This window comes from Xanthomonas sp. WHRI 1810A, from assembly GCF_040202885.1.
In the GTDB taxonomy this organism is placed as follows: domain Bacteria; phylum Pseudomonadota; class Gammaproteobacteria; order Pseudomonadales; family Pseudomonadaceae; genus Aquipseudomonas.
This window is the reverse complement of the sequence record NZ_JBEGED010000008.1, coordinates 149,668-169,081: the sequence shown is the minus strand read 5'-3', so window position 1 is coordinate 169,081 and position 19,414 is coordinate 149,668. Positions and strand designations below refer to the sequence as shown.

Here is a 19,414-nt window from a genome sequence, read left to right as displayed (position 1 = left end):
TGAGGGGTCAAGTTTTATGACGCACTGGTGATAACCAAGTTACTTCGCACACTTGGTTTGCGACTGCTCAGTATGGAGTGCATATGCCCACGTCAAGGAATGTCGGTCTTTTCGCCCTTCTCGCCCCCGGTGCCTTAGCAGGTGTTGCAGCGTGTGGAGCGCTGACCGTCCTGGGTGGCGGCGCACTATCATGGCCGCTGATAGTCGGGTGTACATTGGCACCAGGGTTGTTCTCGGGGCTATGCGCCGCGTGGCTCGCACAGCGCATCAAAAACGAGTCAGGGCTCCGCCAAGCGGCCTTGGACGACATCCATGCGCGACAATCGGAGCAGGCTCCAACGCCTGCACTTGAAGTGCTTTGTCAGCAGGCACTGCCGATCTGGGTCAGGCAAATCGACACCTCCCGTGAACAGACCGAGCAAGCGATTTCCGACCTTACTTCTCGATTCGTCGACATCTCCCGGCGCCTGGATGAAACCGTGCGCGCTTCTCAGATCGCCGCAGACGGCGGCGCTGCAGGCGCCAGCAGCCTGACCACCAGCGCAGGTGAGCTGTATCAGGTGGTTGAGTCATTACGGCTCGCTCAGCAGAGCCGCGACGAGATGCTCGGCGAAGTACGCAATTTGACCTCTTACACCGGCGAACTCAGGTCGATGGCCGCCGACGTAGCCGCCATCGCTGCACAAACCAACCTGCTGGCGCTAAACGCGGCCATCGAAGCGGCGCGCGCCGGAGAAGCAGGACGAGGTTTTGCGGTGGTTGCCGACGCCGTACGTACCCTCTCCAGCCAATCCAGCGAGACCGGCCAGAAAATGTCGGCAAAAGTCGACATCATCAATGCCGCCATCACGCGGCTGGTAGAGGTCGCAGGCGAAAGCAGCGAGCGCAGCAACGACAGCGTCAGCGCCTCCCAGAGCACCATCGAAGGGGTGCTCGCGCGCTTCGGCTCGATCACAGATCAGCTGCGCCAATCCGCCGAGGGCCTGCTAAACGAAAGCGCGGGCATCGGTCAGGAAATCAGCGATGTGCTGGTCACCCTGCAGTTTCAGGATCGTGTCAGCCAGATTCTCAATCAGGTGCGCGAACGCATGAATGCCCTGTACGACGAGCTCCAGCAGGCCGAGCGCAGCGGCCACCCCTTGATCATGGACGCCAACGCCTTTATGGCGCAAATGGAACGCGGCTACGCAATGCGCGAGCAGCGCCAGAATCACGTTGGCAAGTCCACCCAGACCGCTGAAGAAACGATTACTTTTTTCTAGCACCACAGGAGGCCGCATGGCCAAGACAGTACTGGTAGTCGACGATTCCGCAAGCATTCGTCAAGTGGTGGGCATCACGCTGAAAAGCGCAGGTTACGACGTCATCGAAGCCTGCGACGGCAAGGATGCGCTGCGCAAACTCACCGGGCAGAAAGTGCACCTGATGATCAGCGACGTGAACATGCCAAACATGGATGGCATCACCTTCGTCAAGGAGGTGAAGAAGCTGGCGGCATACAAATTCACGCCCATCATCATGCTGACCACCGAATCCCAGGAGAGCCGCAAGCAGGAAGGCCAGGCGGCCGGCGCCCGGGCATGGGTGATCAAGCCTTTCCAGCCCGCACAAATGATGGCAGCCGTCGCCAAGCTGATTCTTCCGTGATAGTCGCCACCCGCCAGAACGGCATAACGCTGATGGCCGTGCACGGAGAAATGACCGTCTATACGGCGGCGGAACTCGCGGCGGCGTGGCGGCCATGGCTGGCGGATCCGCAAAGCTGGGAGCTGGACCTTGCTCAGGTGCCCGAGATGGATGGCGCCGGCTTGCAGTTGCTGTTGCTGGTTCAGCGCGAGTTATCCGCAGCCGGTGTGGCACTGACGCTGATCGCGCTGAGCCCGGCGGTCGAGCAGGCGCTGACGCTTTGCCGACTCGCCTCGCAATTCCAAGGACAACACCGGGCCTGATGTGCCCTTACGATGGACAGTGCCGTGAATATCAATCTTGATCAGGCTTTGCAGACTTTCATCGCTGAAGCGCGAGAGCTGCTGCAGGACATGGAGCAATCCCTGCTGCAGCTGGAACACGCGCCGGACGACGCCGATCAACTGGCCGGCATTTTTCGTGCAGCCCATACCATCAAGGGGTCGGCAGGGCTGTTCGGCCTTGAGCCGATCGTCAGCTTCGCCCATGTCGTCGAGGATGTGCTGGATCGACTGCGTGACGGTCACATCCACGTCACCCGTGACCTGACGGCATTGCTGCTGGGCTGCAACGATCATCTGCTGGAACTGATCGAGGTGGTCGCCGTACGCAGTGCCCCATTAAGCGCCGACAGCCTCAAGCGTGAAGCAAGCCTGCGGGAAAAGCTGCACGGGTTTCGCGAACCGAACCACGAACCGAGCCACGAATCGACCGGGGAACCAGCACCTCCCTGCACAGCAGACAGCAGTACCCAAGCGACTTGGCACATATCGGTGCGCTTCGGTATCGACATGCTGCGCAACGGCATGGATCCGCTGTCCTTCCTGCGCTACCTCGACTCGCTGGGGGAGATAAAAGGCGTAGCCATTTACAACGAAGGCATCCCTTCGGCAGCCGACTTCGACGCCGAGAGCTGCTATCTGGGATTTGAGATCAGCCTGCTTTCGGACCGCGGCGAAATCGACATTGCCGATGCATTCGAATTCGTACGCGATGAGTGCCAGCTGTTCATTTTTGCGCCCCAAACCCCAATCACCGCCTACCTGCAGTGGATACAAGACGCAGGAGACGAAGGCCGCTGGCTTTCCGATGCGCTGATCCGTTGCGGCACGCTGGGCAGCGAGGACTGTGCGGTCACGCAGCTGCCTGCCCCCGGCGAATGCCCAGTGACGATCGCCACCACCGCAGAGAAGCCCGCCTCCGACCCTCGCAGCCAGCCCTACATTCGGGTTCGCGCCGATCAGTTGGAGCGGCTGATTGACCTGGCCGGTGAACTGATCACCGCAGGTGCAGGCGCTCAATTGATGGCCCGGGAAACCGGTAACGAACCCCTGATGGAAGCAACGTCCATCGTTGCCGAGCTGATCGAGCAGCTGCTTGATGGCGCGCTGGCGATGCGCATGGTGCCGATTGGCGACACGTTCAACCGTTTTCAGCGGGTAGTGCGCGACGTCAGCGAAGACCTGGGCAAGGAAATCGAACTGCTGATCAGCGGTGCGGACACCGAGCTGGACAAGGCGCTGGTAGAACGGATCGGCGATCCGCTCATGCACTTGGTGCGCAACGCCATGGATCACGGCATCGAAATGCCGCAGGTCCGCCTTGCGGCAGGAAAGCCGGCGCGCGGGCAGCTGCGGCTGAACGCTTTTCACGACTCCGGCAGCATCGTCATCGAATTGATCGACGACGGCGCCGGCCTCAATCGTGAACGGATTTTGGCCAAAGCCCGCGACAAAGGCCTGATCGGCGCCGTCGATCCGAGCGAACGCGAACTGCTGAACCTGATCTTCGAACCGGGATTCTCCACCGCCGAAGCGGTGACCAACCTGTCCGGGCGCGGCGTCGGGATGGACGTGGTCAAGCGCAACATTACCAGCCTGCGTGGCAGCATCGATTTGTACAGCGAACCGGGCCAGGGCACGACGGTGCGCATCCGCCTGCCCCTGACGCTGGCGATGATTAATGGCCTGCTGGTCGAAGTCGCCGGTGGCGGTTTCGTCGTGCCGCTCGATGTCGTTCATGAATGCATCGAGCTGCCTGCCGGGGAACGAAACACACTGCGCGAGCGCGGTCATATCGACCTTCGCGGAGAGGTCCTGCCGTTGATTTTCCTGCGCGAACACCTGGCGTTGGAGGGCAGTCTGTCGCGGCGGGAAAACGTGGTCGTGGTCAAGGCCCAAGGGCAAAAAGCCGGACTGGTGGTGGACCGCCTGATGGGTGAACACCAGACCGTTATCAAGCCCATGGGCGCGCTGTTCGGCGGCCTGCGGGGCATCAGTGGATCAAGCATTCTGGGCAACGGCAGCGTGGCGTTGATCCTGGACATCCCTGCATTACTCAAGGCCTTGATGGAGCAGCACAGTGGGCAACGACCACGCTCCGTCGGGCCCACATCATCGGTTTTTCGCAACGCCATTTAGGCCGGGGCACGCCCCAAGGAAGTCATCATGCAATGGTTCGCCAATCTTAAAATCGCCACCAAGTTGCTCACCTCGTTCGTTGCGGTGCTGTCGCTGAGCGTCGTCATGGGTGTCTTTGCCATCTACGAGCTGGCGCAGGTCAATGCCACCTCTACTGAAATGAAGGAAAACTGGATTCCTTCCATACGCTCTGCCGCTGGCATGCGCTTTAACCTGACTCAATACCGGACCCGTGAAGCACGGCATATCCTGTCTGAGGACGCGGACAAACCAGCGATTGAAGCGCAGGCGATGCAATCGCGTACGGACGCCCTCAAGCGTCTGGCTGATTATGCGTCGCTCGTGAGCAGCCCCGCAGAGCAGCAGCTGTTTGATTCAGTCACCACCGACATGAACACCTATTTCAATGTAAGCAACACCTTGCTCGGGTATTCGCGACAGGGTCAGGTCCAGGAAGCCAGGGCCTTGGTCAACGGTGAGTCGAAAGCGGTTTTCGATCGAGTGTCCGATTCTCTGGGTCGTCTGGTACAGCTCAACGATGACGGCGCCAACGCGGCCAGTGAAAGAGGAGACAGTATTTATGCCAGTGCACGCCTCGCGATTATTGGCGTTCTGGCACTCGCCCTGCTGCTGGGGCTGTTCATGGCCTGGTACGTGTCACGCATTATTTCCCGGCCGATCAAACAGGCTGCTGAACTGGCGCGCCGTCTGGCGGAGGGTGATTTGACCGCCTCGCTGCAGCCTACCAGCCGGGACGAAACCGGCCAGCTCATTGGCGCCATGCAAAACATGGTGAGCAAGTTGTCGCGCATCATTGGCGAGGTACGCCACGCGGCCGATGGTCTTGCCAGCGCTTCCGAGGAGGTGAGCGCGACGGCCCAGTCCATGAGCCAGGCGACCAGTGAACAGGCGGCCAGCGTCGAAGAGACCAGCGCCTCGGTCGAGCAGATGAGCGCCAGCATCAATCAGAACACCGATAACGCCAAAGTGACCGACGGCATGGCCAGCAAGGCGGCCCGTGAAGCGACCGAAGGCGGCAAATCGGTCGAACAGACTGTGGCGGCCATGAAGAAAATTGCCCAGCGCATTGGCATCATCGACGACATCGCCTATCAGACGAATTTGCTGGCGCTCAACGCAGCCATCGAGGCGGCCAGGGCTGGCGAACACGGTAAGGGCTTCGCGGTGGTCGCGGCCGAAGTGCGCAAGTTGGCCGAGCGCAGCCAGGTAGCCGCGCAGGAGATCGGCGAGCTTTCCACCAGCAGTGTCGATCTGGCTGAACGCGCTGGCGCCCTGCTTGGAGAGATGCTGCCATCGATCAGCAAAACCTCCGACCTGGTTCAGGAGATCAGCGCGGCTTCGGAAGAACAGGCGGCAGGCGTTGCCCAGATCAACATTGCGATGGTGCAGCTCAATCAGGTCACCCAGCAGAACGCATCAAGCAGCGAAGAGCTGGCCGCCACTGCCGAAGAAATGAGCAGCCAGGCCGAGCAACTGCAGCACGCCATGGGGTTTTTCAAGGTTGAAGCGCAAGAAGTCGCCACTGCGCAGGCGTTACTGAACCGCGCCAAGAGTCAGTACGCGGCGTCCCCACGACTCAAGCCTCGCTCTGCCCAGCCCGCGCTGGAGCTGAACGAAGCCGAATTCACTCACTTCTGAGGACGTAGCGCATGGCGACTTCAGAAAAGACGGCGGCAAACAGCGCGCAGGACAGTCAGTATCTGACCTTCACGCTGGGCAATGAGTTATTTGCGTTGGCCATCCCGGGCATCAAGGAAATCATCGAGTACGGCCAAGTCACGGTCGTACCGTTGATGCCGGATTACGTACGCGGTGTGATCAATCTACGAGGGGCGGTGGTGCCTGTGGTGGATCTGGCGGCGCGATTCGGCCAGCCACGCTCGCAGGTCAGTCGTCGCAGCTGTACGGTGATCATCGAAGTGCACGGCAGCGACGGTGAGCCGCAGGTGTTTGGCCTATTAGTGGACGCCGTCTCGGCGGTGCTGGACATCCCGGATGACGCCATCGAGCCGCCGCCCAGCTTTGGTTCGCGGATCCGCACCGACTTCATCAGCGGTATGGCGCGTATCGACGGACGGTTTGTGATTGCGCTCGATGTGGAGCGAGTCCTGTGCGTCGAGGACATGGCTGCTCTGGCGAGCATCAGCGCGGACAGCGCGGCGTGAACGGCCTCGCGTTGAAGGATCGGGAATTTCAGCAGTTTCAGGCCTGGCTGCACGCAACCGCCGGCATTCACATGAGCCCTGCAAAGAAAGCCCTGGTCGCCGGACGTTTGTCCAAGCGCTTGCGCCATCACTCACTGGACAGCTATGGCGACTATTTCAATCTGATCAGCAGCCAGGAAGGCGCCGCCGAGTCGCTCATGGCGCTGGACATGCTGACGACAAACGAAACGTATTTCTTCCGCGAGCCCAAGCACTTCGACTTTCTCCGTGAACATGTGCTCCCCCATGCGTCGGGCACTCGGCCGTTCCGGATCTGGAGCGCGGCGTGTTCGAGCGGAGAAGAACCCTACAGCCTGGCCATGACCCTGGCGGATGCGCTGGGTAACGCGCCGTGGGAAGTGCTGGCCTCGGACATCAGCAACCAGGTGCTGGCCAAGGCACACGCTGGCCACTACCCCATGGAGCGAGCCCGCAATCTTCCTCACGACCTGCTCAGCCGCCACTGCCTCAAAGGCATCGGACGGCAAGCCGGTACCCTGCTGGTGGAGCGGCGCCTGCGTGAGCGGGTGCAATTCAGCCGGATCAATCTCAATGAAACGCTGCCGCGACTGGGTGACTTCGACGTGATCATGCTGCGCAACGTCATGATTTATTTTGACATGGACACCAAGCGCAAAGTCGTACAGCGTTTGCTGCCCATGCTTCGCAAAGGCGGCTACTTTCTGGTCAGTCATTCGGAAAGCCTGAACGGGGTATGCGACAAGCTCGAAGTCATCTCCCCTTCTATCTACCGCAAGCCATGAATCGCATAAAGGTGATGGTCGTCGACGACTCGGCCGTGGTACGGCAGGTCATGCAGGGGATTCTTGAGGCGGAGCCCGACATGCAAGTGCTTGGCGCAGCCAGTGATCCGCTGTTCGCCCTCGATAAGATGGCCAAAAACTGGCCCGACGTGATCGTGCTCGACATCGAAATGCCGCGTATGGACGGTATGACCTTTTTGCGCAAGTTGATGAGCGAGCGGCCGACTGCCGTGGTGATCTGCTCTTCGCTGACCGAAAAAGGCACGGAAACTGCGCTGCAGGCCATGGCTGCCGGCGCAGCTGATGTCATCACCAAACCGCGCGCCGGACTGAAAGACTTCTTGCAGCAGTCGTCCGCAGAACTGGTAAATGCGGTGCGCGGCGCAGCGAAAGCCAATCTGCGTGCGCTGCAGGTGCGACCACGACCGCCGACAGCGGTGCCACCACAGCGGTGCAGCGCGGATGTGATTTTACCGGCCACCGGTCAGGCGATGGCCCAGACCACCGAGCGCGTCGTGGCGATTGGCACGTCTACCGGTGGCACTCAGGCGCTGGAGCGAGTGCTGGTGCGGCTGCCCAGGGTTTGTCCGGGTCTAGTGATCGTGCAGCACATGCCCGAAAAATTTACCGCCTCGTTCGCAGATCGGCTCAATACCCTTTGCGCCATCGAGGTGCGTGAGGCGCGCAATAACGACCGCGTCCTGCCGGGCCTCGCGTTGATCGCCCCGGGTGGCAAGCACATGGTCCTCAAGCGCAGCGGTGCCTTCTATCAGGTCCAAGTGCTCGACGGTCCCCACGTCAACCGGCATCGGCCGTCGGTCGACGTGCTATTCCGCTCGGTCGCTCGATTTGCCGGGCGCAACGCCACCGGAATCATCATGACCGGCATGGGCGACGATGGCGCACGGGGGCTCAAGGAAATGTTCGACGCCGGGGCCGAAACGTTCGCCCAGGATGAAGCGAGCTGTGTAGTGTTCGGCATGCCTCGAGAGGCGATAAAGCTGGGTGGTGTGGGTCAAGTGGTGACGCTGGATGACATCGCCCTGCGTGTACTCGAAAGCGGCAGGCGGCGAGCTAGCGCCGCTCAGCCAATGTAAAAATCACCATAGGCGGGATGCTTGTCTTGCGCAATGTGCCTACCTTCCAAGTGAATCTGTAGGGGGTGAGCTGCTAGCACCCGCTTCAGGCGGGATATGTGAATTTCTTTACAGTCAGCTATGGCTCGAATCCTCTCCGCCCATCAAAGCCAGTTCGTGTCGTGCACTTACCTCGCGCGTGCATGCCTGCCGCGCTGCTAGGCTTTCGAGTCTTTCAATGGAGTCAAAACAATGCCCACAGAATATTCACTAGCTGATGTCCTTGAGCGCCTGTACCAGGACCAACTCGCTCTAGAGGCGGTTTTAATGGAGTAGACCTTGAGCGCTGAACAGTATGGTGCAGCGGACATCGGCGATGACGTCCGCAGTGCGCTGAAAATGACGAAGAGAATGCCGTACACATCAAACAAGGTTTGGTCACGGATACAAACTGCCCGAGGAAACGGAGAGTCGAACAGATACACCGAGATCCAAGATATCCGTGGGAGTAAATGTGGGAGTAAATGTGGGAGTATGTTTCAGACATGAAAAAACCCAATCTTTTCAGATTGAGCTAAGTCATTGAAACATATGGTCGGGACGGAGTGATTCGAACACTCGACCCCTTGCACCCCATGCAAGTGCGCTACCGGGCTGCGCTACGCCCCGACTAAGGCGTGTATCAGCTTTCGCGAACTGCGAAAACTTCGAGGAATATACCCTAAGCTTTTGAATTGTGGAAGTATCCGGGCGAAAACTACTTGCCCAATACCACCAGAACATCTTCCAGCTCGACGATCATCTGCCGGAACAACTGCTTGTATTGCTGGGTATCGTCCTTCTCTTCGCCACTGGACATGCGCAGTCGCGCGCCGCCGATGGTGAAGCCTTGCTCGTAAAGCAAGCCGCGGATCTGCCGGATCATCAGCACGTCTTCGCGCTGGTAATACCGACGGTTACCACGGCGCTTGACCGGGTTGAGCTGCGGGAATTCCTGCTCCCAATAGCGCAGAACGTGCGGTTTGACCGCGCAGAGCTCGCTCACTTCACCGATGGTGAAGTAGCGTTTGCCCGGAATAGGCGGTAGCTCGTCGTTATGACTTGGTTCCAGCATAAGCCTCAACTCGGGCCTTCAGTTTCTGCCCTGGGCGAAAGGTGACCACACGGCGAGCCGTTATCGGGATTTCTTCCCCTGTCTTGGGGTTTCGGCCCGGTCGCTGGCGTTTATCTCGCAAATCAAAATTTCCGAATCCCGACAATTTGACTTGCTCGTTATCTTCCAGAGCGTGCCTGATTTCCTCAAAGAACAGCTCAACCAATTCCTTGGCTTCTCGTTTATTCAGGCCTAGCTCTTCGTACAGACGTTCGGCCATCTCAGCTTTCGTCAGAGCCCCCATACGCTACTTCCTTAACGTGGCGTTTAACCTTTCCTCGAGCGAGGCGAGAATTTGCTGCGTCGTAGCATTGACCTCATCGTCAGTAAGAGTGCGCGATGGATGTTGCCAGGTCAAGCCAACCGCAAGGCTTTTTCTATGCGGATCAATGCCTTTACCCTGATAAACATCAAATAGCCTGAGGTCTGTGAGCCATTCCCCTGCATTTTCACGGATAACGTCCAGCACGGCACTGGAAGCGACGTCGCGATCGGCCAACAGCGCCAGGTCACGACGCACCTCCGGGAAGCGCGACAATTCGCGGAATGCAGGCAAACGACCCTTGGCGACATCGGCCAGCACCAGCTCGAACACGAAGACCGGGCGGTCCAGCCCCAGTGTCCTGGACAGCTCCGGGTGCAGTGCGCCGATGAAACCGACTTCACGACCGTCGCGCTCGATCCGGGCCGTCTGACCTGGATGCAAGGCCGGGTGCTGACCTGGCGAGAACGTGAAGTCATCCAGCGCGCCCGCGAATCCCAACACCGCTTCAACGTCAGCCTTGACGTCGAAGAAGTCGACCGCATCGCGACCCTGTGCCCAGCCTTCCGGCAGACGACTGCCGCAGATAACGCCAGCCAGCATCGGCTCTTGCTTCAAGCCATCCAGCTGCCCTACAAACCGCAGACCGCTTTCGAACAAACGAATCCGATCTTGCTGGCGATTGAGGTTGTGCTGCAGCGCCTTGACCAGACCCGGCCACAGCGAAGCCCGCATCGCCGCCATGTCGTTGGAAATCGGGTTCGCCAGTAACAGAGGCTCCACGCCCGGGCTGAACAGCTCAAACCACTTCGGATCGATGAAGCTGTAGGTAATCGCTTCCTGATAACCGCGCGCCACCAGCAGGCGGCGAAGTGCCGGCAGGTCACCCTGGGACTCGGCCTTGGCCTGTGGCGCCAAACGCGCCTGCGGATAACGAACCGGCAAACGGTTGTAGCCATACAGCCGGGCCAGCTCTTCGATCAAATCAACTTCAAGCGTGATATCGAAGCGGTGGCTTGGCACCTCGACGCGCCACTGCCCTGCAATCTCGGAAGAGATTTTCAGGTCCAGCGCCGTGAGCAAACACTCCACTTCAGCGTCATCGATTTTCAGGCCGAGCATTTGCTCGATACGGTCGGCCCGCAAAATGACTGGCGCGACCGACGGCAGGTCTTGCTCGCTGACCGTTTCGATCACCGGGCCCGCTTCACCGCCCGTGATGTCCAGCAGCAAGCCAGTGGCTCGCTCCATGGCTTCACGGGCCAGCTGCCAGTCCACACCGCGTTCATACCGATGGGAAGCATCGGTGTGAAGACCGTAGGAACGCGCCTTGCCTGCGACGGAGATCGGCTCGAAGAATGCGCTTTCAAGAAAGATATCGCGCGTCGTGGTGGTCACGCCGCTGTGCTCGCCCCCCATGACGCCAGCAATTGCCAACGCACGCTGATGGTCTGCGATGACCAGCGTGTCGGCGCGCAAGGTGACTTCCTGGCCATCCAGCAATACCAGCTTCTCGCCCTCCTCGGCCATACGGACGCGGATTCCGCCGTTGATCTCGGCGAGGTCAAACGCGTGCAAGGGCTGGCCCAGCTCAAGCATGACGTAGTTGGTGATGTCCACGGCCGCATCGATGCTGCGCACGTCCGAACGACGCAGACGCTCCACCATCCACAGCGGCGTCGGCCGGGACAGATCAACGTTACGAATCACACGACCCAGGTAACGCGGACATGCAGCCGGCGCCAGCACTTCAACCGGACGCACTTCATCGTGTACGGCCGGCACGGCAGTAATCGCCGGACGGGTCACGCTGGCGTTATACAAAGCGCCCACTTCACGGGCCAGGCCAGCGACCGACAAGCAGTCGCCGCGGTTCGGCGTCAGGTCCACTTCGATGCTGGCATCGTCCAGCTCAAGGTAAACGCGGATGTCCTGGCCGACCGGGGCATCGGCGGGCAGCTCCATCAAGCCGTCGTTGCCCTCGCCCACTTTCAATTCGGCCTGGGAGCACAACATGCCGTTTGACTCGACACCGCGCAGCTTGGCTTTCTTGATCTTGAAGTCGCCCGGCAACTCGGCGCCAATCATTGCGAACGGGATTTTCAGGCCCGGGCGTACGTTAGGCGCCCCGCAGACCACCTGAAAAGTTTCCGAACCATTGCTGACCTGACACACGCGCAGCTTGTCAGCATCAGGGTGTTGTTCGGTGCTCAGCACCTCACCGACGACCACGCCGGTGAATTCACCAGCAGCCAGCGTGACGCTGTCCACTTCAAGGCCAGCCATCGACAGGCGTGCCACCAGCTCGTCGCGGGATACTTGCGGGCTTACCCAGCCACGCAGCCATTTTTCACTGAATTTCATCCTGCTCTCCTGAAAGATTCGTTACGGGCGTGCGACCTAGCGAAATTGCGCGAGGAACCGCAAGTCGTTGTCGAAGAACAGGCGCAAATCATTGACGCCGTAACGCAGCATGGCCAGACGCTCGGCGCCCATGCCGAAGGCAAAACCCTGGAACTCTTCCGGGTCGATACCGGACATGCGCAATACGTCCGGGTGAACCATGCCGCAGCCCATGACCTCCAGCCAGCCCGTCTGCTTGCAGACACGGCAGCCTTTGCCGCTGCACATCACGCACTCCATATCGACTTCGGCGGAGGGCTCTGTGAACGGGAAGAAGGAAGGACGGAAACGCACAGCCAGTTCTTTCTCGAAGAACACGCGCAGGAATTCCTCGATGGTGCCCTTCAGGTCGGCGAAATTGATATCGCGGTCGACCAGCAGGCCTTCGACCTGGTGGAACATCGGGGAATGGGTGATATCGGAGTCGCAGCGATAGACACGGCCTGGGCAGACGATGCGGATCGGCGGCTTCTGCGATTCCATGGTCCGCACTTGCACCGGTGAGGTGTGGGTGCGCAACAGCATGTTCGCATTGAAATAGAAGGTGTCATGCATCGCGCGGGCCGGGTGATGGCCTGGGATGTTGAGCGCCTCGAAGTTGTGGTAATCGTCTTCCACCTCAGGCCCTTCGGCGATGCCGTAGCCAATATGGGTGAAGAATTGCTCGATACGTTCCAGAGTCCGGGTAACGGGGTGCAGGCCACCGGAAGTCTGACCGCGGCCAGGCAGGGTCACGTCAATGGACTCGGCGGCGAGCTTTGCGGAGAGATCCGCCTGCTCGAACGACGCCTTGCGTACATTGAGAACCTCTGTGACGCGCTCCTTGGCGACGTTGATCAGCGCGCCGACTTGCGGACGCTCTTCTGGCGGCAGATTTCCCAAGGTCTTCATCACCTGAGTCAATTCGCCTTTCTTGCCCAGATAATGAACCCGGATTTGCTCCAGGGCATTGATGTCTTCAGCGCTCTGCACAGCCTCAAGTGCTTGAGAGACCAGCGCGTCCAGGTTTTCCATTTACAGACTCCAGATACAAAATAGGGGAAGAGCTTGAAAGGCTCTTCCCCTATTTATGACGTTTAACACCGAACCCCGAGAGGGGTCCGGTGATTGCCGGGGACTTAGGCCAAGGTGGCTTTAGCTTTCTCGACAATCGCAGCAAACGCCGCTTTTTCGTTCACTGCCAGATCAGCCAGAACCTTGCGGTCGATCTCGATCGACGCTTTTTTCAGGCCGGCGATGAAACGGCTGTAGGACAGACCGTTGATACGCGAACCAGCGTTGATACGAGCGATCCACAGAGCGCGGAACTGACGTTTTTTCTGACGACGGTCACGGTAGGCGTATTGGCCAGCCTTGATTACCGCTTGCTTGGCAACACGGAATACGCGTGAACGCGCGCCGTAGTAGCCTTTAGCAAGTTTCAGAATTTTTTTGTGACGCTTACGGGCAATGACGCCACGCTTTACACGAGCCATGAGTAACTTCCTCTATTCTTGATCAAAAAATCAGCAAAGGCGCAGCATGCGCTTGACTTTTGCTACGTCAGACGGATGCAGCAAGCTGCTACCGCGCAGTTGACGCTTACGCTTAGTCGACATTTTGGTCAGAATGTGGCTCTTGAAAGCGTGTTTGTGCTTGATGCCGTTAGCAGTTTTCAAAAACCGCTTAGCTGCACCACTTTTAGTCTTCATCTTTGGCATGTTCGGATACTCCGCATTCAGTTGATAAACATAACCGCAAGGCCTGCCGTGCCCTGGTGGTTATTTCTTCTTTTTCGGGGCGATGACCATGATCAGTTGGCGTCCTTCCATCTTAGGATGCTGTTCGACGGCGCCGTATTCGAGCAGGTCAGCTTCAACCCGCTTCAACAGCTCCATACCCAGCTCCTGGTGGGCCATCTCACGACCGCGGAATCTCAACGATACCTTGGCCCTGTCCCCGTCACTCAGGAAACGTACCAGGTTGCGTAGTTTTACCTGGTAATCCCCTTCCTCCGTCCCTGGACGAAACTTGATTTCTTTAACCTGAATCTGCTTCTGGTTTTTCTTGGCTGCGGCAACCTGCTTCTTCTTTTCGAAGATCGACTTGCCGTAATCCATCAGTTTGCAAACAGGGGGTACTGCATCGGCAGAAATTTCTACCAGATCCAGTTTGGCCTCTTCAGCCTTAAGAAGCGCGTCTTCAATTGACACAATCCCAAGCTGTTCTCCCTCAGCCCCAATAAGCCGAACCTCGCGTGCCGAGATATTCTCGTTGATCGGGGCCTTCGGTGCAGCTCGTTTATCTTGTCTCATTTCACGCTTAATAATAATTACTCCGAATCTTGGCGACCACGCCGGGAAACCGCTTGTGCGAGGAACTCCGAGAATTGGGCGACCGGCATCGAGCCAAGGTCTGCGCCTTCACGGGTACGCACAGCGACAGTTTGCGTTTCAACCTCCCGATCTCCGATTACAAGGAGGTAGGGAACCTTGAGCAAAGTATGCTCGCGGATTTTAAAGCCGATCTTTTCATTTCTCAAGTCAGACTTGGCACGAAACCCGCTTTCAACCAAAGTTTTTTCCACTTCAAGGGCAAAATCTGCCTGTTTGTCAGTGATATTGAGGATCACCGCTTGAGTTGGAGCCAACCAGGCCGGGAATGCACCTTCGTAGTGCTCGATCAGAATGCCGATAAAACGCTCGAATGAACCGAGGATCGCACGGTGCAGCATCACCGGATGCTTGCGGCCGTTATCTTCGGTGACGAATTCGGCGCCCAGACGGACAGGCAGGTTGAAATCGAGCTGCAATGTACCGCATTGCCACACACGACCCAAGCAATCCTTCAAGGAAAATTCGATTTTCGGACCGTAGAAGGCCCCCTCACCCGGCTGCAAATCATACGGCAAGCCAGCGCTATCAAGGGCTGCGGCCAAGGCGGACTCGGCACGATCCCACAACTCGTCGGAACCGACGCGCTTTTCAGGGCGAGTCGAGAGCTTGAGTTCGATGTCCTTGAAGCCAAAGTCTTCGTAGACAGCAAGCGTGAGTTTGATGAACGCGGCGGACTCGGCCTGCATTTGCTCTTCGGTGCAGAAGATATGAGCGTCGTCCTGAGTGAACGCGCGCACACGCATGATGCCGTGCAATGCACCGGACGGCTCGTTGCGGTGGCAGGCACCGAATTCAGCCAGGCGCATCGGCAGCTCGCGATAGCTTTTCAGGCCCTGATTGAACACCTGCACGTGGCACGGGCAATTCATCGGCTTGATGGCGTAGTCGCGGCTTTCGGACTGCGTGGTGAACATGTTCTCGGCGTAGTTGGCCCAGTGTCCCGACTTCTCCCACAGCGAGCGATCAACCACCTGAGGCGTCTTGATCTCGAGATAGCCGTTCTCGCGCTGCACCTTGCGCATGTACTGTTCGAGCACTTGGTACAGGGTCCAGCCATTCGGGTGCCAGAACACCATGCCCGGCGCTTCTTCCTGGGTGTGGAACAGGCCCAGGCGCTTGCCGATCTTGCGGTGATCGCGCTTTTCGGCTTCTTCAATGCGCAGCATGTAGGCCGCCAGCTGCTTTTTGTCAGCCCAGGCGGTGCCATAGATACGTTGCAGCTGCTCGTTCTTGGCATCGCCGCGCCAGTAGGCGCCCGACAACTTTGTCAGCTTGAAGGATTTGAGAAAACGCGTGTTCGGCACGTGCGGGCCGCGGCACATGTCGACGTATTCTTCGTGGTAGTACAGACCCATGGTCTGCTGCTCTGGCATGTCTTCGACCAGACGCAGCTTGTAGTCTTCGTGACGGGCGCTGAACACCTCGATCACTTCCGCGCGCGGCGTGACCTTCTTGATGACGTCGTAATCTTTTTCGATCAACTGATGCATGCGCTGCTCGATCGCCGCCAGGTCGTCCGGCGTGAAGGGGCGCTCATAAGCGATATCGTAATAGAAGCCGTCATCAATGACCGGGCCGATGACCATCCGGGCAGTGGGGTACAACTGCTTGACGGCATGACCGATCAGGTGAGCGCAGGAGTGACGAATGATCTCCACACCTTCCTGATCCTTGGGGGTGATGATTTGCAGCGTCGCGTCGGCGTCAATCAGGTCGCTGGCATCGACCAACTGACCGTTGACCTTGCCGGCCACGGTGGCTTTGGCCAGGCCTGCGCCGATGGAAAGCGCGACCTCGGCTACGGACACCGGGTGATCGAAAGAACGTTGACTGCCGTCGGGAAGAGTAATGGTGGGCATGGCGCCTCCTCTCCTAGTGGTGACCCCTACCAAAGGTCACGTGGGTGGGATAGAGCCAGTACGCGATTCGGCGGTGTGCCTGCCTCACAGTGGCAGGAGCCCGTAGGCCAACCTGTGACCGAACCAGAGTGACTGGAATTTACGAATTCATAAGGACTGCGGCGAGTAAAAACAACTGCTCGTGACATCGGGTCAAATCCGCAGGACGCGCATCCTAGCACAGCTGGCCGCCGGTCGGGCCAGCTTGAGCGCCCGCTTGCGTAAAAACGTCACGCGCCAGAGCACGGGATGGGTGAACTGGCAGCGGACAATGCCGTCAGAATATCCGTGACCCCGTTCTAGGCTGTCAATTAGACAGCCACCGACAAGAAGGAAACCATCATGAAGCTCCTACGTATTGTCGCCCTGCTGACGCCGCTGGCACTGGCCCTTCCCCTCAACGCTCATGCAGCGATGGATGCGAAGACCAAATCCACCTACATGAACGAATGCGCGGCAGCGGCCGGCCAGACCAATCCGGGCATGGACGCAAAGGCCGTTCAGACCCATTGCGAGTGCGGTGCGCAGCAGATCAACAAGGGTTTCACTGACAAGGAGATTGCCTCGCTCAATGACAAGAGCACTCAACCGAGCACTGAACTGACCGCACGGCTGCAAAAAGCGGTCGGTGAGCACTGCCTCCAGGGCAAAAATTAAAAAATTTACACTTCTGCGGATTTCGGCCGACCGTTCACCGGACCCGGCGCCGCGCTCTCACGTGGAGCCCGCGTGGTTCAAGGCATTGAGCGCAGCCTCAGGGTCTGCGCAGCGCCGAAATTCGCCGTAACAAACGGGCGCTTTGAAATCATTTCGGCGTATATATGTACGGTACTGGCGCAAAGTTGTTACTGAAAAAGCTCAGCATTCGCACAATTCGACTATGATATCCCGGTGTGCCCAGTTGGCCTGAGCAGCACAGTACTACTGAAAAAATTATGTTCTTGGAGATACACCATGTCTAATCGCCAAACCGGCACCGTAAAATGGTTCAACGATGAAAAAGGCTTCGGCTTTATCACTCCGCAGAGTGGCGGTGACGACCTGTTCGTACACTTCAAAGCTATCGAAAGCGACGGTTTCAAAAGCCTGAAAGAAGGCCAGACCGTTTCGTTCGTGGCTGAGAAAGGCCAAAAGGGCATGCAAGCTGCTCAGGTTCGCGCGGAGTAATCCAAGCGTTCTAAAAAAAACCCCGTCACTGACGGGGTTTTTTTATGCCTGCAAAACGGTGCTCAGCCGCAGTTGACCCGGGTCACGTTGCCCGCCTGGTCGGTGTTGAGGTTAAGCCGTTCGGAGCGATACTCCAGCGTGACCATGTCATTGGGGCCCAGCGTCCGAGCGGTCTGGGCGCCGGCTTTGGTGCGGGCCTGCTCGAGCAGCGCGGGCGATGCCATCTTGCCCATCGCAAATTGTGCAGCGGTTGCGTCACAGCGCGAAGGAATGCCTTCACTCGTGGTCGCTTGCTGCCCCGTGTCACCTGACGACGCTGACGGGCTGCTGCAACCCGACACCATCACCACCGCGAGGCCTAGCGCCATTGGGGCTAACTTCCAGGACATACACTCTCCTTGCTCTTTAACGTAAACCAGAACCTGTGCGACAGCGCTTATCCGGCTTTGTTGCAACCCAGGGCGGGCCGAAAAAGGGTGAAAGCCTCACCTCAGCGGCGCAGTCTGCCCGACCCGGTCGCTGGCGCGCGTGCTCAAATCGTCACAAAAGGTTTTCACAATCGACTCGGCGTACCGAAAGACCCGCACAACAAGGGCAGTTATCCGGCAAAACGCCGCGCCGGGACTCATGGCTAAGTATCAGTGCGAACTCAGGCGCAAAGGTGTTCTACTGCCTCGCTGCCGCGAGCGCTTGAGGGTGCGCCTGGTAGTCGCAGGTTTGCTGTTCCGAGAGAACCCAGGAGAGACGAGAGATCATGTCAGTCGTATCGATCGATGCCGATATCAAGGCCAAGTGGCCCCAGGGGCATTGTGCCCACAGCCCGGGTAGCGCCGAGGAACTGGCGATCATTGCGATCGATCTGCTGGTCAAGGAACTGGGCACCCGCGGCGCCCAGACGTTCATGAACCAGGTGTTCCTGCGTTACACCAGCGAAGTCTCGACCGAGGCGTAAGCACGCTCATTTGAGTCGGGCGAGTCGCTCGGTCAGCAGGTCGAAAAATCCCTGCGCGTCGCCGCTTTCCAGCCACAACACATTTTTCCTTTGCCCCAGCGTGTCATACCAGTCCGCGACGGTCTGACCCAGGCCAACCCCCTCACGGTTGTCGATCGCCAGATTGACCGGCTTGCCGCTGAACAATTGGGGCTTGAGCAACCAGGCAATCACGCTCGCGTCATGCACCGGGCCGCCGGGCAGACCGTAATGCACCATGTCCGCCTTGACGTACTCGTTGAGGATAGAACTGACCAACTTCCCCGCCTGATTATTCAACGCCGCGATCTGCGCCAGGCGCCCGTCACTGGTGAGTATCTTGTGGGTCACGTCCAGTGGCACATAGGTCAGCGTCACACCGCTGGCGAGCACCACCTTGGCCGCATCCGGGTCCGCGAAGAGGTTGAACTCGGCCACCGGTGTAATGTTGCCGCCGTTGAAGTGGGCGCCGCCCATGACCACCACTTCCTTGATCCCCTGGGTGATTTCCGGCGCCTGAATCAGCGCCAGCGCCAGATTGGTCTGCGGCCCCAGCATTGCAATGGTGATGCTGTGTGGCGCGGCGTTGTTCAGCGTGTCGATCAGGTATTGCACCGCACTGCCTTTGGCCAGGCCTTGCCTGGGTTCATGCACCTCTACCCCCGGCAGCCCTTCCTTGCCGTGGATGTTCTCGGCGTAGATCGGCGTACGCACCAACGGCTTGCCGGCCCCGGCATAGACCGGCACGTCTTCGCGCCCTGCCCATTCGCGGGCAAGCCGGGCGTTGCGCGAGGTCTTGTCCACCCTCACGTTGCCCGCCACGGTGGTGATCGCCATTACGTTCAACTCATCAGGCGACGCCAGCGCCAGCAGCAAGGCGACCACATCGTCCGCTCCCGGATCCGTGTCGATGATCAGGTTACGTCGTTCAGTTGCCTGGGCGGCAGTGGTACCGATGAGGGTCAAAAGCAACACACTCCTGAGCAGTCGTGACAGATGAAGGCACATGGTTGGC

Annotated in this window: 21 protein-coding genes and 1 tRNA gene; 11 read left to right on the top strand and 11 right to left on the bottom strand. The window is 58.9% G+C overall.

The genetic code is table 11. The annotated features are described in order from the left end of the window. Positions 1-83: 83 nt before the first annotated feature. Genes ABQX22_RS14100 through ABQX22_RS14065 form a run of 8 tightly spaced genes read left to right on the top strand, consistent with a single transcriptional unit; the run spans position 84 to position 8,192 of the window. Complete coding sequence (locus tag ABQX22_RS14100; protein ID WP_349800568.1) at positions 84-1,262, top strand: methyl-accepting chemotaxis protein; 1,179 nt, start codon at positions 84-86, stop codon at positions 1,260-1,262. Positions 1,263-1,278: 16 nt separating this feature from the next. Beyond that, a complete protein-coding gene (locus ABQX22_RS14095) occupies positions 1,279-1,647 on the top strand; it encodes a response regulator (protein ID WP_349800468.1) in 369 nt (122 codons plus the stop codon). After that, positions 1,644-1,949, top strand: a complete 306-nt coding sequence (locus tag ABQX22_RS14090) for an STAS domain-containing protein (protein ID WP_349800467.1) — start codon at positions 1,644-1,646, stop codon at positions 1,947-1,949. The genes ABQX22_RS14095 and ABQX22_RS14090 overlap by 4 nt, the downstream gene beginning before the upstream one ends. Positions 1,950-1,973: 24 nt before the next feature. Then, complete coding sequence (locus ABQX22_RS14085) at positions 1,974-4,106, top strand: chemotaxis protein CheA (protein WP_441005284.1); 2,133 nt, start codon at positions 1,974-1,976, stop codon at positions 4,104-4,106. Between the two features lie 27 nt (positions 4,107-4,133). Beyond that, the gene (locus ABQX22_RS14080) at positions 4,134-5,765 is read left to right on the top strand and encodes a methyl-accepting chemotaxis protein (RefSeq protein WP_349800466.1); all 1,632 of its coding nucleotides are present in this window, start codon (positions 4,134-4,136) and stop codon (positions 5,763-5,765) included. An 11-nt stretch (positions 5,766-5,776) separates the two neighbouring features. Then, positions 5,777-6,292, top strand: coding sequence for a chemotaxis protein CheW (locus tag ABQX22_RS14075; RefSeq protein ID WP_349800465.1), 516 nt, complete (start codon positions 5,777-5,779; stop codon positions 6,290-6,292). Continuing rightward, positions 6,289-7,095 (top strand): CheR family methyltransferase, encoded by an 807-nt coding sequence (locus ABQX22_RS14070; RefSeq protein ID WP_349800464.1) that lies wholly within the window; start codon positions 6,289-6,291, stop codon positions 7,093-7,095. Before ABQX22_RS14075 ends, ABQX22_RS14070 begins: the two co-directional genes overlap by 4 nt. After that, positions 7,092-8,192: a protein-glutamate methylesterase/protein-glutamine glutaminase gene (locus tag ABQX22_RS14065; RefSeq protein ID WP_441005283.1), complete on the top strand. Its 1,101-nt coding sequence runs from the start codon at positions 7,092-7,094 to the stop codon at positions 8,190-8,192. Before ABQX22_RS14070 ends, ABQX22_RS14065 begins: the two co-directional genes overlap by 4 nt. Before the next feature lie 571 nt (positions 8,193-8,763). Here ABQX22_RS14065 and ABQX22_RS14060 read toward each other — a convergent pair. The 9 genes from ABQX22_RS14060 to thrS form a co-directional block, all read right to left on the bottom strand. Next, a tRNA-Pro gene (locus ABQX22_RS14060) sits at positions 8,764-8,840 on the bottom strand. Between the two features lie 88 nt (positions 8,841-8,928). Further along, entirely contained in the window at positions 8,929-9,285 is a 357-nt protein-coding gene (locus ABQX22_RS14055) for a MerR family transcriptional regulator (protein WP_349800462.1), read from the bottom strand. Next, a complete protein-coding gene (gene ihfA / locus ABQX22_RS14050) occupies positions 9,266-9,568 on the bottom strand; it encodes an integration host factor subunit alpha (RefSeq protein ID WP_002553164.1) in 303 nt (100 codons plus the stop codon). The genes ABQX22_RS14055 and ihfA overlap by 20 nt, the downstream gene beginning before the upstream one ends. Before the next feature lie 3 nt (positions 9,569-9,571). Continuing rightward, the gene (gene pheT, locus ABQX22_RS14045; protein WP_349800461.1) at positions 9,572-11,950 is read right to left on the bottom strand and encodes a phenylalanine--tRNA ligase subunit beta; all 2,379 of its coding nucleotides are present in this window, start codon (positions 11,948-11,950) and stop codon (positions 9,572-9,574) included. 36 nt (positions 11,951-11,986) lie between these two features. Then, positions 11,987-13,003, bottom strand: a complete 1,017-nt coding sequence (gene pheS / locus ABQX22_RS14040; RefSeq protein WP_349800460.1) for a phenylalanine--tRNA ligase subunit alpha — start codon at positions 13,001-13,003, stop codon at positions 11,987-11,989. A gap of 104 nt (positions 13,004-13,107) precedes the next feature. Next, the gene (gene rplT / locus ABQX22_RS14035; RefSeq protein WP_349800459.1) at positions 13,108-13,464 is read right to left on the bottom strand and encodes a 50S ribosomal protein L20; all 357 of its coding nucleotides are present in this window, start codon (positions 13,462-13,464) and stop codon (positions 13,108-13,110) included. A gap of 30 nt (positions 13,465-13,494) precedes the next feature. Beyond that, positions 13,495-13,689: a 50S ribosomal protein L35 gene (gene rpmI, locus ABQX22_RS14030; protein WP_003442181.1), complete on the bottom strand. Its 195-nt coding sequence runs from the start codon at positions 13,687-13,689 to the stop codon at positions 13,495-13,497. 60 nt (positions 13,690-13,749) lie between these two features. Next, entirely contained in the window at positions 13,750-14,283 is a 534-nt protein-coding gene (infC, locus tag ABQX22_RS14025) for a translation initiation factor IF-3 (protein WP_020290100.1), read from the bottom strand. Positions 14,284-14,300: 17 nt separating this feature from the next. Beyond that, positions 14,301-16,223, bottom strand: a complete 1,923-nt coding sequence (gene thrS, locus ABQX22_RS14020; protein WP_349800458.1) for a threonine--tRNA ligase — start codon at positions 16,221-16,223, stop codon at positions 14,301-14,303. 381 nt (positions 16,224-16,604) lie between these two features. On the opposite strand from thrS, the gene ABQX22_RS14015 reads away from it, so the two are divergent. Together ABQX22_RS14015 and ABQX22_RS14010 are read left to right on the top strand one after the other, a co-directional pair. Then, positions 16,605-16,919, top strand: coding sequence for a hypothetical protein (locus tag ABQX22_RS14015; RefSeq protein WP_349800457.1), 315 nt, complete (start codon positions 16,605-16,607; stop codon positions 16,917-16,919). Positions 16,920-17,216: 297 nt separating this feature from the next. After that, entirely contained in the window at positions 17,217-17,429 is a 213-nt protein-coding gene (locus tag ABQX22_RS14010) for a cold-shock protein (RefSeq protein ID WP_349800456.1), read from the top strand. A gap of 62 nt (positions 17,430-17,491) precedes the next feature. Here the strand turns inward: ABQX22_RS14010 and ABQX22_RS14005 are convergent, their stop codons facing one another. Next, the gene (locus ABQX22_RS14005; protein ID WP_349800455.1) at positions 17,492-17,818 is read right to left on the bottom strand and encodes an I78 family peptidase inhibitor; all 327 of its coding nucleotides are present in this window, start codon (positions 17,816-17,818) and stop codon (positions 17,492-17,494) included. 365 nt (positions 17,819-18,183) lie between these two features. Here ABQX22_RS14005 and ABQX22_RS14000 point away from each other — a divergent pair, with 365 nt between their 5' ends. Continuing rightward, a complete protein-coding gene (locus ABQX22_RS14000) occupies positions 18,184-18,381 on the top strand; it encodes a hypothetical protein (RefSeq protein WP_349800454.1) in 198 nt (65 codons plus the stop codon). A 6-nt stretch (positions 18,382-18,387) separates the two neighbouring features. Here the strand turns inward: ABQX22_RS14000 and ABQX22_RS13995 are convergent, their stop codons facing one another. After that, the gene (locus tag ABQX22_RS13995) at positions 18,388-19,365 is read right to left on the bottom strand and encodes a nucleoside hydrolase (RefSeq protein ID WP_349800453.1); all 978 of its coding nucleotides are present in this window, start codon (positions 19,363-19,365) and stop codon (positions 18,388-18,390) included. Between the last annotated feature and the right edge of the window lie 49 nt (positions 19,366-19,414).